12 protein-coding genes and 1 pseudogene are annotated in these 15,862 nt (G+C 41.5%); 11 read left to right on the forward strand and 2 right to left on the reverse strand.

Annotated features, from left to right (window positions below; all coding sequences use genetic code 11):
* Nucleotides 1-30 precede the first annotated feature (30 nt).
* Nucleotides 31-1,797, forward strand: a complete 1,767-nt coding sequence (gene ade, locus CZ382_RS03475; RefSeq protein ID WP_088049837.1) for an adenine deaminase — start codon at nucleotides 31-33, stop codon at nucleotides 1,795-1,797.
* 11 nt (nucleotides 1,798-1,808) lie between these two features.
* On the opposite strand, the gene CZ382_RS03480 is transcribed toward ade, so the two are convergent.
* On the reverse strand, nucleotides 1,809-2,012 hold the full coding sequence (locus tag CZ382_RS03480) for a hypothetical protein (RefSeq protein WP_088049838.1): 204 nt from the start codon (nucleotides 2,010-2,012) through the stop codon (nucleotides 1,809-1,811).
* 232 nt (nucleotides 2,013-2,244) lie between these two features.
* Nucleotides 2,245-3,654, reverse strand: a complete 1,410-nt coding sequence (locus CZ382_RS03485; protein ID WP_088049839.1) for an ISLre2 family transposase — start codon at nucleotides 3,652-3,654, stop codon at nucleotides 2,245-2,247.
* A 274-nt stretch (nucleotides 3,655-3,928) separates the two neighbouring features.
* Between CZ382_RS03485 and CZ382_RS03490 the strand changes: the two genes are divergently transcribed.
* The 10 genes and pseudogenes from CZ382_RS03490 (at nucleotide 3,929) to celB (ending at nucleotide 15,782) form a co-directional block, all read left to right on the forward strand.
* The gene (locus tag CZ382_RS03490; protein ID WP_088049840.1) at nucleotides 3,929-4,438 is read left to right on the forward strand and encodes a GNAT family N-acetyltransferase; all 510 of its coding nucleotides are present in this window, start codon (nucleotides 3,929-3,931) and stop codon (nucleotides 4,436-4,438) included.
* A gap of 689 nt (nucleotides 4,439-5,127) precedes the next feature.
* Nucleotides 5,128-7,185: a glycoside hydrolase family 3 protein gene (locus CZ382_RS03495; protein ID WP_235000382.1), complete on the forward strand. Its 2,058-nt coding sequence runs from the start codon at nucleotides 5,128-5,130 to the stop codon at nucleotides 7,183-7,185.
* Between the two features lie 18 nt (nucleotides 7,186-7,203).
* Nucleotides 7,204-7,791 carry a CalY family protein gene (locus CZ382_RS03500; RefSeq protein WP_088049841.1) on the forward strand — a complete coding sequence of 196 codons (588 nt, stop codon included), beginning with the start codon at nucleotides 7,204-7,206 and terminating at the stop codon, nucleotides 7,789-7,791.
* Nucleotides 7,792-7,915: 124 nt separating this feature from the next.
* Nucleotides 7,916-9,178 (forward strand): annotated as a pseudogene (locus tag CZ382_RS03505) (exo-beta-N-acetylmuramidase NamZ family protein); the annotation flags it as partial.
* An 18-nt stretch (nucleotides 9,179-9,196) separates the two neighbouring features.
* On the forward strand, nucleotides 9,197-9,445 hold the full coding sequence (locus CZ382_RS24745; RefSeq protein WP_371871386.1) for an FIMAH domain-containing protein: 249 nt from the start codon (nucleotides 9,197-9,199) through the stop codon (nucleotides 9,443-9,445).
* A 61-nt stretch (nucleotides 9,446-9,506) separates the two neighbouring features.
* A complete protein-coding gene (locus tag CZ382_RS03510) occupies nucleotides 9,507-9,719 on the forward strand; it encodes a hypothetical protein (RefSeq protein WP_088049843.1) in 213 nt (70 codons plus the stop codon).
* Between the two features lie 40 nt (nucleotides 9,720-9,759).
* Nucleotides 9,760-11,610, forward strand: coding sequence for an exo-beta-N-acetylmuramidase NamZ family protein (locus CZ382_RS03515; RefSeq protein ID WP_088049844.1), 1,851 nt, complete (start codon nucleotides 9,760-9,762; stop codon nucleotides 11,608-11,610).
* Nucleotides 11,611-12,400: 790 nt separating this feature from the next.
* Nucleotides 12,401-13,699 (forward strand): group II intron reverse transcriptase/maturase, encoded by a 1,299-nt coding sequence (gene ltrA, locus CZ382_RS03520; protein WP_088049344.1) that lies wholly within the window; start codon nucleotides 12,401-12,403, stop codon nucleotides 13,697-13,699.
* A 465-nt stretch (nucleotides 13,700-14,164) separates the two neighbouring features.
* Nucleotides 14,165-14,476, forward strand: a complete 312-nt coding sequence (locus CZ382_RS03525; protein WP_088049845.1) for a PTS sugar transporter subunit IIB — start codon at nucleotides 14,165-14,167, stop codon at nucleotides 14,474-14,476.
* Nucleotides 14,477-14,492: 16 nt separating this feature from the next.
* Nucleotides 14,493-15,782: a PTS cellobiose transporter subunit IIC gene (gene celB / locus CZ382_RS03530; protein ID WP_088050965.1), complete on the forward strand. Its 1,290-nt coding sequence runs from the start codon at nucleotides 14,493-14,495 to the stop codon at nucleotides 15,780-15,782.
* Nucleotides 15,783-15,862: the final 80 nt, after the last annotated feature.

Below are 15,862 nucleotides of genomic sequence, written 5' to 3' on the forward strand. Positions count from 1 at the left end.
TTTTTAATAGAAAGGGAGTTCGTTTAAAAAATGTATTCACGTCAACATATTGTCGCTGCTGCACGGGGCGACGAACAAATGGATATCGTCATTCGTGAAGTCAATCTGGTGAATGTTTTCACTGCAGAAATTTATCAAGCAGATATTGGGATTAAGGAAGATCGGTTTGCTGCAATTGCCCGCTATGAAAACGATGTACCTGCTTTTCAAATGGATGGGGAAAAAGAGATCCGTGCCAAGGGCAAATATGCGGTGCCAGGTTTTATCGATTGTCATGTTCATATTGAAAGCACGATGATTCCACCGGATATGTTTGCAAGGGCAGTTCTTAGACATGGAACCACTGTAGCTGTAATTGACCCGCATGAAATTGGCAATGTACTAGGAGCTGAAGGTGTAAACTATATGGTGGAAGCAAGTAAGGGGCTACCTGTTCGAATTTTGACAACAATTCCTTCGAGTGTCCCTGCAGTGCCAGGTGTGGAAACGGCTGGTGCGGAATTTCATCCGGAAGATATCGCTGAACTGCTGAGATTGCCGGATGTTGTTGGTGTGGCTGAATTGATGGATTATGTTGGTGTCATCAAGCAAAATCCGCGAATGGCAGGTATCGTCCAAAAGGGCCTTGATGCAGGTGTGTTGAATGAAGGTCACCTGCCAAGAGTTTCTGGGCGTCCATTACAAGCTTATCTGGCTGCTGGAGTTAATTCCGATCATGAAAGCCGGACAGAAGCGGAAATCCTGGAAAAATTGCGTGCCGGTATGTTGATTTATATTCGAGAATCCAGCGTCAGCCAGTTTGCGGATATTGCTGCAAAAGCTTGGGAAACTGTCCCTTATTCTTCTAATATTGCGATGTGTACAGATGATATTGAACCAAATGATATGCTGAAAAATGGGCAGATGAATCGTGTAGTTCGGCGAGCTATTGAAGAAGGGATTCCGGCACCACTTGCGATTCGTTACGCAACATTGAATGGAGCGATTCGTTATGGGCTTCGTGACCGTGGGGCAATTGCTGCAGGGTATTTAGCTGACTTTTCGCTTGTCGATTCATTAGAAACGATGCAAGTTCATGATGTATTTGTGCAAGGTAAACAAATGGTGAAAGACGGTAATGTAGCGGTTGATATTACGAGTAGTATTCCGCCACTACTAAAAAATACCGTTCAACTCCCACCATTGAAGGAAGAAGATTTTATCATTCAAGCTCCACAAGATAATGGTACCGTTACGTTAAATTCAATCGAAATGACGCCGATTGGGACAACGGAAAAAGGGACTTTGGAACTAGAAATTAGTAACGGAAAAATAACTGCACTACCTGATGACTATGTCTTTGCATCTGTTGTAGGCCGTCATGGTCAGAATCGCAAACCATTTGTCGGTGTGTTAAAAAACGCCGGACTCAAAAGTGGTGCATATTCGACAACTGTTGCGCATGACAGCCACAATCTAGTTGTCGTTGGAACGAATGCCCGTGACATGTTGCTGGCAGCGGAACAATTACAGAAGGCCGGCGGCGGGCTTTGCTTAATAGAAGATGGACAAGTTATGGCGCAGGTGGACTTACCGGTGGCAGGATTAATGGCACCAGAACCAATCGAGGAACTTTCTCCCAAAGTAGATCAGTTTAATGAAGTAGCCCGGTCAATGGGCGTGAAGGTTGGCAGACGTTCTCCATCCATGGCACTTTCTTCCTTAACATTGACTGTAATTCCAGCGATTCGGATTAGTGATTTGGGGTTGGTAGATGTAAATACACAACAGCTTATTCCGTTATTTGTGGAGGAATGAGTAGCAAAAATCTAATTTGCAAAATAAAAAGAATCGTTTTCTCGGTTGTAAGGAGGACGATTCTTGTGTTTGGTTCGGTATAAATGATCTTTCTTTGTTTTTGTTTTTCTCGTTCGTAAATCCAGCTGTGAAAAAGGACTGCGGCTTGCTACAGGATTTAAACTGCCTTCCCGTACGAGCTTCTGCCGCTTTTTCAAGGCTTTTGATTTTGCCATGATTATCACTCTCCATTAAAATAGTTGGTTTTTATTATATGTCAAGGCGAATGAAATGGCAACAGTTGCCGAATTGCTGTATGTGTCAAGTTTTTCTCGACGTTGCTTTCATACCAATATTTCAGGCGCTCCCATTTTGTACACCTTGTTCGGCTACCGCGCTGTCGCTTGCTGGCCTCATTTTTGACAGAACGGTCTTAAAAACCAAAGACCGTTCCATCAAAAACGAGGTTTATTGTAATATTTTAAATAAGTTACCTATGGCTGTTGAATGAGCCGCATATAAAGCGACAGAACCTTGTTTTACACCAATAGATGGTTGTGTTGGCTGACGTAATAATTGGGCCACTCTGACAGCTTTTTTTACATCCCGTTGTTTCCTGGTACTCCGTTCATTGCATTTCAGATAAGCGTTACGCAATGTATTATTCAACATGCCTTGTTTGATTTTCACCATTGCCTCCGCACCATCATTACTCCAATGCATTCCACGCTTTTTCATACGAAAAGACACATGCCGCTGGTTGGATTCCATAGCACCGAGTTTCCTGGCATCTCTAGGGCTGTCTGTTACAATATCCCGCCAGTCGTAAATGCGTTCCCAATTGTTGAGAATGTAACTGCGAAAGACGTTGATTTTCTCCATCTGCTTATCGTCTTCCAATGTGCTTTCGTATGTATCTAATTGAAGCTTGAATGCTTCTAAATCATGTTCCTTCAGTGCCTTTCTTCCTGCATCTTTATAGGCATTTCCTGCACTGCCAAATGCACGGTTAAATCCTTGTGAGATATGATAGTCATCCAGTTGGTTTAAAATCGGTTTATTCGATTGGGAAAAAGCAGCTTGAAACCTTTCAACTGTATAACCCGGGCCACCGTCACTGTTAGTAACAACCTGTGCGTCTTCCAGTGTATATCGGCTGGATGCCATCGCCTGCGTTTCATCCCAAAATGCATCTGTAGATTGCGTTGTCATAATTACTGTCGGTTCCTTAAGGGATACACGTTTCCCGTTTTTCTCCCATCCTTCATACATGATCGCATGGTGCACTTCCATACTCTGTTTTTTTTGGAGTCCGCGGACAAAAACACCATCTGCCTCGGCATAAAAGAAATCAACCTTTTTTCCTTCTGGCAGGGACGCTGCTTCATCCAACTCTTTCACCATCTCTTGATCCATCTCTGCCTGGGCTTTACCCACAGTCTTTACCATATTTCCTACTGTTTGGTGACTTAAACTTACAGGTGTCCATTCCTTGAGAGTACGGGCCACTTGCCGGTATGTACTTTCACTCGCCATTTCAGCTACTTTCAGTTCCACCAATGGACTGTATCGCTGCCTATCCCGCAGACCAATCCACTCATCCAATGGATAGACTGCTTTTCCCTTTTTATCCCACATCAACGTATGATCAAAGGTAACCGTCCCAAACATAAATTGTACACTTCTTGAATCTGTGGTTTCCACTTTCCAGTCATCTGCACGTCTTTGTGCCACAATGACTTGATTTAATTCACTGAACATACGCCCCACCAAAGAGGAAAAGAAGTTATACATTAAAATTTGAGCTCTCTCTTCAAACTCCACCAGATTCGTGGTATTCTTTATTAATTCATACAGCTTTGATATAATATGATCCATGAGAAGGCTTCTTTCTAAAATGTATTATGCCGTGCAAAGCATACATTTTAATGATAGAGCGCCTTCTCTTTTTTGGCTATCAAAAAGTACCGCAATTACTACCGAGTATAATTTTACACATACCGAATTGCTTTAGAATGTGTTGATAAGATCATAGTCACTATTATTTATTTATACTTTTAGTTTAACTTCACTAAAGCGATAAAGGAAAGTATAAGCAAAACTAGGGCATTCACCATTAAAACGTGCCGCTACTCTTACAGAAGAAAAGGTGATGACGATGATCAAAACGGAGAGACTGTTAATTCGAAGATTCACAAAAGAAGATGCTGCGTTTATTCTCAATCTTCTCAATGATCCTGATTGGATAAACTATATAGGTGATAAAGGGATTAAAACAATTGAGGATGCTGAAGAATATATTAAAAACAGCATTATAAAAATGTATGATGAACTGGGGTTTGGTTTGTATTTAGTGGCATTAAAAGGGAGCGGGACACCTATGGGGATGTGTGGCTTGGTCAAAAGAGATGGATTAAAAGATGTTGATCTTGGTTTTGCCTTTCTGAGCGACTACACAGGAAAAGGATATGGGAACGAGTCAGCCCGAGCAGTCATGATCTATGCTAAAGAGGAATTACGTTTAAATAGGCTCGCTGCCATCACCACCCCGAGCAATAAAGCATCGGAAAAACTTTTATTAAAAATAGGCTTTCAATTTGACTCATTAACGAAATTATTCCAAGATGCCGATCCAATAAAGCTATTTATCAGGGAACTATAAAATGTCAGGCTGCCAGATTCTCTTTCTTATACGAATAACGATAGTGTAACTTTACTTGTTTATCTAAAAGTTGAACTATTAGAGGTGGTTCAAAAAGTCACCGAATGATAAACGGCGAGCTAGAGTTGGCATAGGGTATCTCTACTTAAACAGCCCATTATAATCATCAATAGTAGAGGTCGGTACGTCTTGGCGTGCCCGGTCAAGACTATGCCACCTTGACCTCCAAACCCAATTAGGCGACTTTTTGAACACCCACTATTATTTTATGTGTTAATTACTAATGAACGAATGAGACTCCAAAGATAAAACATAAAATACTAGGTCAAAAACCCTGCAAGCAGTCACCTTAAACTTATTTTTAACGATCTTTTCACCTATGAACCCTCATTTATGCTAGTGCGAACGATTCATTTTTTAAATAATCTGATATATACGACATAATACGACACTTTTTGCGAATGGAATCGAGTATACTTACATTAGAAAATAGATACTACAAATGGCTAGCGGACATCGATAGGAATGGTAAAAAACCTTTATGGAAGGGAGAGAATGCCCCTCATTCTGTAGTATACGGAAATACATTTCATGTGGGAGGTCGGTACCAATGAAGAAACGGTAAATTCCCTTTGTAAGCGCTTCGGTATTTTTGGCGGGAAGTTACATTTTCTAAAGGAGGAATTCCATTGAAACTTCGACGTTTGACGGCGCTTCTGTCGATAATCTTGCTTATGCTGGCATTTCCGCAATATGGCTTTGCCAGTAAAAATGACAAAACAACTTCGGAAGGGAAAGATAGCGACAACAATCGCGCAGCAATCCTGGACATTATGGATGATATGACAATTGAAGAAAAGGTTGGCCAGCTATTCATTGTCCATGTGTATGGAAAAACCCCAACAGACCCGGACTATGAAGATATCAATTTACGAAACAATCGTGGCGGGGAGAACTTTCAAGAGGTTATCGAAAACTATCATGTAGGTGGCGTGATTTATTTTAATTGGACGGATAATATTGGCACACCGCTTGATGCAGCACAGGTAAACAGCTTATCGAACGGTTTACAGGATATTGCGATGGTTCAGGACAACCCAATCCCTTTATTCGTTTCCACCGATCAGGAGGGTGGGATTGTTCAGCGGGTTACAAGCCCTGGAACCGTTTTTTCCGGAAACATGGCGCTTGGTGCTACGCAATCTGAGGAATATGCTTCCCAAACGGCGGCCATTCTGGGGACTGAATTAAGCAGTCTCGGGATTAACATGAATTTTGCCCCCGTTCTCGACGTAAATATGAATCCGGAAAATCCGGTTATCGGTGTGCGCTCGTTCGGTGAAGATCCTGATCTGGTATCACGCCTGGGCATTGCGCAAATTACTGCATACCAGGATGAGAACGTTATTGCTTCGGCTAAACATTTCCCTGGTCATGGAGACACAGCAGTAGACTCCCACACTGGACTGCCAATTATCGACCATGACCTTGAGACATTGCATGAGATTGATTTGAAACCATTTAAGGCGGCGATAGATGCGGGGATTGATTCGATTATGACGGCACATATTGTCGTGCCCGCCCTTGATGATTCAGGATTGCCAGCAACTCTTTCAAAACCGATTCTTACCGATTTGCTAAGGGAGGAAATGGGATATGACGGATTAATCATTACCGATAGTCTTGGTATGTCCGGTGCAAATGTCTATCCGCAAGACCGAGTCCCCGTTGAAGCATTTAAAGCGGGTGCGGATATCCTGTTAAATCCGCCAAATGTTGAGGTGGCATATAATGGGGTGCTTGATGCGGTTCAAAGTGGAGAGATTAGTGAAGCGCGATTAGATGAGTCTGTTTACCGGATTTTATCAGCAAAAATGAAAAAAGGATTGTTTGAAAATCCATATACAAGCCCGGATGCGATTGAAAATATCGGTACTAATGAGAACTTGCAGAAAGCAGATGAGATTGCCGAAAAAAGTATTACGCTTGTGAAAAATGATGACGCAATATTGCCGTTGCAGCCGCAATCAGGGGATATTCTAATAACCGGTCCAAGTGCAGCACAGCCCAATTTGCTGTCAAACCTGTTAAATGAAAAGGGGCTTATGACAAGCAGTTTTGCAACAGGTACAAGTCCAACACAAGAACAGATTGATGAGGCCGTCGAGAAAGCACAAGCAGCAGATAAGATTATTGTTACAACCTATACAGCGAATACAAATGAAAACCAGCAGCAAATGGTAGAACGAATCCAAGCGGCTGGAAAACCGGTCATTGTTGCAGCAATGCGTAACCCGTATGATTTGATGGTCTTCCCTGAAGTTGATGCATATATCAATACGTACAGTTACCTGGATGTTTCCGTTCATGCACTAGCTAAAGCGATTGTTGGTGACATTAATCCATTTGGTAAATTACCTGTCACCATCCCAGGCTTGTATGAAAATGGTCATGGCTTGGATTATATTGATACACCGCTGAGTGCAAATGGGATGAAGACACTTGTTGGACAGTTAGACGAAGCAGGAGAAATTACGGGTGATGATGCTGCTCACGAGTTAACACTTCATTTAACCGCCGTAAATCATTACGAACAAAAAGAGCTGGCTGACAAGGTTGTGAAACATATGGAAAGCTTTAAGCTAATGCTTGAGCAGCAGAAGGAGAACGGAGTCATTTCTGCTAAAGCCTATAGTTATTTGGAAACCGAAACAGTACGACTGATTGAACAATGGTCAAACCAATAGATACGAGGAGGAAACAGAATGGGTATAAAAAAACAATTGAGTATGGGAATCCTGTCAGCCGCACTAGGAATATCGTTAATCGGAGGCGGGACGTATGCATATTTTAGTTCCAGTGAAACGACTAATAATACCTTTGCGGCTGGTACGCTCGATTTAGCTGTTGAACCGACAGCACTTATTGAAGTGGAAAATTTGAAACCGGGTGATTGGGTGATTCGTGATTTTGAATTACAAAATAACGGGACATTGGATATTGAAAAGGTGACATTGGACACAGATTATCATATTACCGATGCAAATGGTGACAATACGGACGATTTTGGAAAGTATATAGAAGTAGAATTTCTATATAATGCGGACAAGCTTGATGAAGTCATTTACAAGACAACATTGGATCAGTTGAAAGACATGAGTCCGGAAGCTATCAACAAGCATATTTTTTATCCGGATCTCGGTGAGAAGGGTCTTCCAGCCGGTACACTAGATGATCTTGTGGTTAAATTTAATTTTGTCGATAACGGTGAGGATCAAAACCAATTCCAAGGTGACTCACTGCAATTAGAGTGGACATTTAGTGGACAGCAAGCAACGGGTGAGGAAAAGTAACCTGTTAAAAGGGGAGGGATGGTCCAACCTCCCCTAAGTCAGTCATACTGTCCTGAATGAGCAGAATATTGTCCAAATCGGATATAAAATCGTTTGTCATTCCTAAAAATGGAGGGACTTTCATATGAAAAAATGGTATGTTGTGTTGCTTGCAATATGTTTCATATTGTCATCCTGGACGATTATATCAGCTAGTGGAAAAGAGACCGGGAAGAAGCCGACAGAAAATGAGGACCCATTTGAGCTTGGTGTCGACGTATTACTTAATGAAAAAATTGATAAGATAAAAGGAAAAAATGTCGGTTTGATTACGAATCCAACAGGTGTTGACCAAAATTTAAATAGTATTGTTGATGTATTGTTTCATCACGAAGATGTGAATCTTGTTGCACTTTACGGACCGGAACATGGGGTTCGTGGGGGGGCACAGGCTGGTGAAGGTGTTGATTTTTATATTGATGAGAAAACGGGGTTGCCCGTCTATAGCTTATATGGTGATACGAAAAAGCCGACACCGGAAATGTTAGAGGGTGTGGATGTGCTACTATTTGACATTCAAGATGTTGGAGCACGGTTTTACACTTACATCTATACGATGGCCTATGCCATGGAAGCAGCTGCGGAAAATGATATTGAAATAATTGTACTCGATCGTCCAAATCCGATTTCCGGTTTGAATGTACAAGGACCAGTGCTTGATCCTGATTATTCCTCATTTGTAGGCTTGTACCCGATTCCACAGCGGCACGGAATGACGGTAGGTGAGCTCGCGTTATTATTTAATGAAGAATTTGATATTAATGCAGAGCTTACGGTTGTTAACATGCATGGATGGGAACGTTCGATGTATTATGATGATACTCCACTGGCATGGGTGCTGCCATCACCAAACATGCCAACATTAGATACGGCCATTGTTTATCCGGGTGCTGCTTTAATTGAGGGAACCAATGTCTCAGAGGGCAGGGGAACAACTAAGCCATTTGAGTTAATTGGGGCACCATTCATTGATGCAGATGCACTGGCGGAACAGCTTAATGCCGCTGATCTGCCTGGTGTCCGTTTTAGAGCCGCCTACTTTACACCACAATTCTCGAAACATGCTGGTGAACTGTCTGGTGGAATTGAAATCTACGTAACCGATCGGGCAGCCTACCAATCCATCAAGACGGGGCTCACCATTGTGAAGACAATTCATGATATGTATCAGGACGATTTTGCCTTTCGGGCAGAGAATAATGATGGAATTTCATTTTTTGATAATTTGATTGGAAACGGCTGGGTACGCGAGAAAATAGAGCAGGGTGCATCGGTTGACGAAATTACAAATGAATGGCAAGCAGATTTACAGGCATTCAAGGAGGTAAGAAGAGATTATCTTCTTTACACCGTTACTGCAGCAGATATAAAAAGTATTATAGCATCGCTGGAGGAAAGTGGAGAAATTATGGATGATGATGCTGTGCATAAATTAGAGCTTCATGTAACCGCCGTAAGCCAGTATGAGCAAAAGAATGAGGCGGACAAAGTTATCAAACATATGAAAAGTTTTAAAGCGCTGCTAGATTACCAGAAAGAAAATGAACTGATTTCTGATAAAGCCCACAAAATGCTGCAAACCAAAGCAGATGCCATGATTCAAATATGGCAATAAGCGTTTACTAGACCCCCTTTTGGAGACAAAAGGGGATTCTGTTTAGTATGAGGGGAAAGTGATGAAAAGAAAATTTACATTAGCTGTCGTTTTCACTACGATCATATTCGCTTCAATATTTATCAATCATGAAGGGAAAAGCTATGTGCAAACTATTGAGCTTGTTCCTGGGGAAGCGGAGAATGTTCAGGTGTTACAACAACCATTGATTGATATAAACGACTCGTTAAGTAAAGCAATGGGAAGCGGAGTATTTAATGAAGAAGTGGGATGATAAATAACGATTGAAAGAAACTAATTGGGAGGAGATGTTGATGAAACACAGATGGAGCTGGCTGCTTCTATCAATTGTTAGTATTTCTGTTTTCTTACTTATTTCCTCAACGGAGACAAAATTAACGCAAGCTGCAAAAGCGGATCATCCACCAAAAGGAAATGTTGTCCCCGGTATTGAGGTTTTCCTGGAGAAACATTTAGATTGGGTAAAGAATAAAAGGGTTGGATTGATTACCAATCCTACTGGTATTAATCGGCAATTGGAAAGTGACATTAATCTGCTTTATCAAAACAACGATGTTCATTTAACCGCATTATTTGGCCCGGAACACGGTATTCGGGGTGATCGTGAAGCGGGAGAGTATGTCGAATCGTATATAGATGAAGAAACGGGGTTACCTGTGTATAGCTTATATGGTCCAACCTGGAAGCCTACTGAAGAAATGGTAGAAGATGTGGATGTACTATTGTTTGATATTCAGGATATCGGTTCGAATGTCTATACGTATATCTATACACTTGGCTTTGCCATGGAAGCTGCTGCTGAATATGATAAGGAATTAATTGTACTTGACCGGCCGAATGCTATCGGCGGTGATAGGGTAGAAGGACCTGTTAGAGATGCTGATTCGGTTAGTTTTATGGGCAGGTTTTTACTTCCTGTCAGACATGGTATGACCGTTGGTGAACTTGCAACGATGTGGAACCATGAATACGGATTAGGTATTGACTTAAAGGTAGCAAAAATGAAGGGCTGGAAGCGAACAATGCATTATGAGGATACAGGCCTGCCATGGATACAGCCGTCACCAAATATCCCGACACCAACTTCGGCTGATTTATATGCTGGCACCGAACTGGTTGAAGATACGAATTTAACGACAGGCTTAGGAACAACCAAACCATTTGAATTACTTGGAGCTCCCTGGCTAAATGCAGAGGATCTTGTTGATGAATTGAGAAACAGGGACATCCCAGGTGTTCGCTTCCGTTCAGCCTATTTCACCCCACAATTTAGCAAATATAAAGGTGAGCTTGTCGCCGGTGTTCAAGTTCACGTCGATGATCCGCAGGCTATTAATCTTGTCGCGTTAGGGCTTCATCTAGTAGATGCAATGCGTGATCAAAACCCAGGGAAGTTTACAATCGATACTTCATATAACCAATTAATTGGTGATGCAAATGTGCGAGAAATGATTCTTCAAAATCAGCCGGTAGATGAAATTATCGAAAGCTGGGAAGATGAATTGGAATACTGGAAAGACAATGTACGTAACAAGTACTTATTATATCCGCCGTATCCCAATCAGACACCACCTTATAAAAAGCAGTCGGTTCTTGGCATTTTACCTCTTGATATAGAAGTGGCACCAGGAGAAAAAATAAATTTAACTGTACATGGAGTTGATGAAAATGGTGAAGATCTGGATATTGCACAGAATGAGGTCGATTGGCAGATAGAAGGAGACATTGGCAGGGTTGAAAACGGTGTATTTATTCCAACTGAACAGGGTGAAGGAACGTTAATAGCAACCTATAACGGGATAAGTGTGGAGCGAAACGTAACGGTAGATACGAATATAATCAAGAACATTCGATATGGTGTTCACGGTGACTTTACTCGAACGGTTTTTGACCTGAATAAAAACACGCAATACGACATTGAAAAAGAAAATCGGAGGCTGATATTGCATGTACCTCATGCAGAAAATGGTGGCGAGCTAGAAGAATCTGGAGAGATAACTATATCAAACAGTCCGGTCATTTCCAAGATTGAATACCAGTTTCAGGAAGGTGAATTTAAAGCGGATCTTTATTTAAAGGAAGAATCGGTTATCCATGAAACACCATATTTCTCTAACCGGATTGTAATCGACGTTATGCATTAGGTTTTGAAGAGACAATATAGCCTAAGAGTCCAGGAATCAGATCAATTCTGATTCTTTTTTGAAAGATAAGAAAGTATATAAATTTAGGCTCTATTCTGCTCTCAGCAGGGTAAGCCACGTCCGGCTCCAGCGCCCAGCGACTAGTGGACTTCCCTCACCTCCGTACGATAAGTCAACATCGGTTCGCTTTCAGCTCACCGTGTTTCCTTTATCTCCTACGGCTCAGTCCAGTCCATACGTCGCTAAACGGGCGCTTGCGCCTTTGGCGTGCCCAGCACGCTGTTAATTGCGAGTTGGTGAAAGTCCAACCCAAGTAAGTACCAAGACGCTTGGTAGCTGACAAGTAACTGGTGGAGAAATCCTAAGGTTGAAGCCTTGTGACAAAGCACACTCAGTAGTGCGAGCAACCTAACAGGTCGTAACATAAAAGTGAATCCTGCCGCCTCGTCAGCAGACCCACACGTGGACAAGGAGAAGTCGATCCTGGCAAAGGAAGGAGAAGACCATGGAAGGTGTCAAGAACTTGGAAGAGCAGCACTGAAGAATCTCTCGGGGTAAGGGGAGCGACATGTTAGGAAAGTAATTAACGGAACTGGGGATACCCTCCTCGGTCACTCTACGGAGTAAAACAGAAACCTATAAGCCGATGGTGAAGTGGTGGAAGGGCTGAGAGGGAGTCGGAGGGGGTCATAGTACCGATGATGACGATGACAACACAACATTGTCTAGGGAAGGACGGCATAAGCCAATACCCTACTTCGTTCACAAGTTTGAAAGGAGGTACGAGTAAGTGAATGCCGGAAAACTGGCTAACTACACCAATGGAAAAGCTCAACGACTCCGATCAACTTTATATCTTTGTGCCAAGGAAAGTCCTACGAGACGATTTCACGCACTATATGATAAGATCTATCGTCCTGATATACTGGCGGAAGCATGGAAAAGAGTCAAATCCAAGAATGGAAGTGGTGGAATCGACAGGCAAACAATCGATGAGATTGTATATGACTATGGGGAAAGGGAATTCTTAAATGAGTTATACCTTGAACTAAAGGAAAATCAATTCCGTCCAAATCCAGTCAGAAGAACCTATATTTCAAAAGGAAATGGGAAAACAAGACCACTGGGAATCCCAACCATTAAGGACAGAGTGGCACAGATGGCAACAAAACTGGTACTAGAACCCATATTCGAAACAGATTTTCAAGATTGCTCGTATGGATTCAGACCAAAACGCAATGCCCATCAAGCCATAGCGAAAATCAAGAAAGCCAGTAAGAAGTCTGCTTGGGTGGTAGATGCCGATATTAAAGGGTATTTTGATAACATCAACCAAGATAAACTGATGAGGCTAGTGAAAATGAGAATTAGCGATAGAAGAGTACTAAAACTCATTCGCAAATGGTTGCGAGCAGGAATCATGGAAGATGGCCATTTTCGTGATTCTGTAACCGGGGTTCCGCAGGGTGGTGTGATCTCGCCACTATTATCGAACATCTATCTAAATGTATTGGACTCACTCTGGAATAAGAAGTTTGCACACCTGGGGCAAATTGTTCGCTATGCAGACGACTTTGTTATTATGTGCTCTACGAAGCAACAAGCGTTGGAAAGTATTCAGGTATTAAGAGGTATCATGAAGAAACTGAACCTTACACTTAGTCCTGAGAAATCAAGGCTTGTCAATATATGGGATAATACAGATGGATTTGACTTCTTGGGACTTCATCACAGAAAATTCCCTATTCTTATTAAAGGCGGTTACAAAATACATGTGATGTCGCACATACCGAGTAAAAAGGCAATGAAGAAAATGCGAGAGAAGATCAAGGAATATGTGGGAAAGAACAATAAATTGTCCCTAGACATAGAAGATCTCATAATAGGGCTGAATCGAAAGCTGCAAGGGTTTAAGAACTACTATCTTACTTCCCCGATAGCTAAGAAATGGCTTAATCGTATCGACTGGTATGTACTTGAACGACTTACAATATTTTGGAACAGGAAACGAAATAAACGCCACAAACACAGTAAAATGGGCGAGGTAATAGAAATGACCAAATATAAATTAGTGAAATTGGCGAGTTAGACAAGTACGTAATGCCAAAGAAAGAAGAACGTCGGAAAGCCGTATGAGGGAAAACCTCATGTACGGTTTGATGAGGGGGAACAGGAAGAGGAATTGCCCTCAAGTCTGGCTTAGTAAGGTGGAAAACCCTGAAACCCGAGGACAAGAAGGCAATATCTAACTCCTGTTTTCTACTCTACTTCCACTTAAAGCGTTTATAGGATTAAAGTATAAGAAAAAACTTTAGCATCCGTTATTATAGACGGGGCGAATGCCGAGTTTTTCTAATGTTTTGATCGATATATATCCATTCTAGTTTGTAATATATAGCGTTTTCATACATATAATGAAAAAAGTTTAGGTTTATAAACTATAGTTGCATTATTTTATATCATTTTTGTGAAAAAAAGCCAAAACTAGTTTAAATACTGCTAGTTAATCAACCTGCCTACCAAAGCTTAATTAACGGAAGGGATGTGTATGTAAATGAAAATTATCTTATTGTGTGCATTGGGAATGAGTACTAGTTTACTAGTAGAGAAAATGAAGAAGGCTGCAATTGATAAAGATATGGAGGTAGAAATTGAGGCCCTTTCGATTGATTCCTTTGATGAACAGCTAGAGACAGCGGATGTCATTTTGCTAGGGCCGCAAATACGGTACAAGAAAAATACATTTTTCCCGAAGGCAGAAGCAGCACGTAAGCCAATAGATATCATTGATATGAAAGCTTATGGAATTGGGGACGGTGGGAGGGTGCTGGATCAGGCCATGGCCTTAATGGATAATGATTCCTAAAAAAGGGGAGATCAGAATGAATAGATTTAGTACGCTTATGGAACGTTATTTTATGCCTGTTGCGGGAAAAATGGCGGAGCAGCGTCATTTAAAAGCAATAAGGGATGGGATCATTGCTACGATGCCTTTGTTAATAATCGGAAGTATTTTTTTGATTATTGCTTACCCACCAATCAAGTCATGGGCAGAATTCATGAAGCCGTATGCGGCAACATTGACGATTCCTGTTGATGCAACATTTGGGCTTATTGGACTCATTGCCGTGTTTTCAATTGCGTATAACCTTGCTGGGAGTTATAAAATGGATGCTTTGTCAGCAGGGGTTTTGAGTGTAGCTGCCTTTTTTGTCGCCACACCACATACCGAGAATGGCAATATCCCTTTAAATCTGATGGGTAGTGAAGGATTATTTATTGCAATTATTTTAGCACTTTTTACGGTTGAAGTGTACCGCTTCTTTGAAGAGAAAAAAATTGTTATTCGTATGCCGGACAGTGTCCCTCCGTCAGTTTGGCGAGCGTTTACTGCATTAATACCAGGGGCAGTTATTATTTTTATTGTTTGGGGAATAAACATTCTATTAAATAGCTTGTTTGATTTATCTTTACATGATTTGGTAGCCACATTGCTTCGTGAACCATTGCAAATGATTGGTGGCAGTTTATGGGGGGCACTTATTGCAATTTTCCTTATACATTTGCTTTGGTCATTTGGAATTCACGGAATTTCTATTGTTGCCAGCGTCATGGCGCCAATCTGGTACAGCTTAACGGAAGAGAATGTTGCAGCACAAAAAGCTGGAGAAGAACTGCCTCATATTATTGGTCAGCCGTTCATGGCGATTTGGTTTGCAGTTGGCGGATCTGGAATGGCGCTTGCTTTGACGATTTTGTTTTTATGGCGTGCACGATCAAAGCATCTTAAAAGCTTAGGCAAGGCTTCTATTTGGTCGAGTTTCTTTAACATAAGTGAGCCGGTCATATTTGGAGCACCGGTTGTATTAAATCCTTTAATTATTATTCCGTTTATTATTGTTCCGTTGGTTGTCGGCGTTATCACATGGATCTCAATGTCAATTGGTCTCGTAGGTAAACCGTACGTCATTATTCCTTGGACTACTCCGCCTCCATTTTCCGGTGTGCTTACGACGGGAGACCTTCGTGGCGGGGCACTAATGATCGTAAATCTTTTTGTGTCAATGGCTATTTATTATCCATTTTTCAGGTTATATGATAAACAGCTTTTAAGAGAGGAAAAACACAAGGAAGAGCCTAATTCTGTCATTACTGGTAATGGATCAGAATGATGGAAGCAATTTTTTGTTCTAGCAGAATCGTATAAACCTAGCAGGTTATTTTCGGAAATGAGCTTGGAAAATACCATTAT

The sequence above is a fragment of the Virgibacillus dakarensis genome, from assembly GCF_900155625.1.
Taxonomy (GTDB): Bacteria; Bacillota; Bacilli; order Bacillales; family Amphibacillaceae; genus Lentibacillus_C; species Lentibacillus_C populi.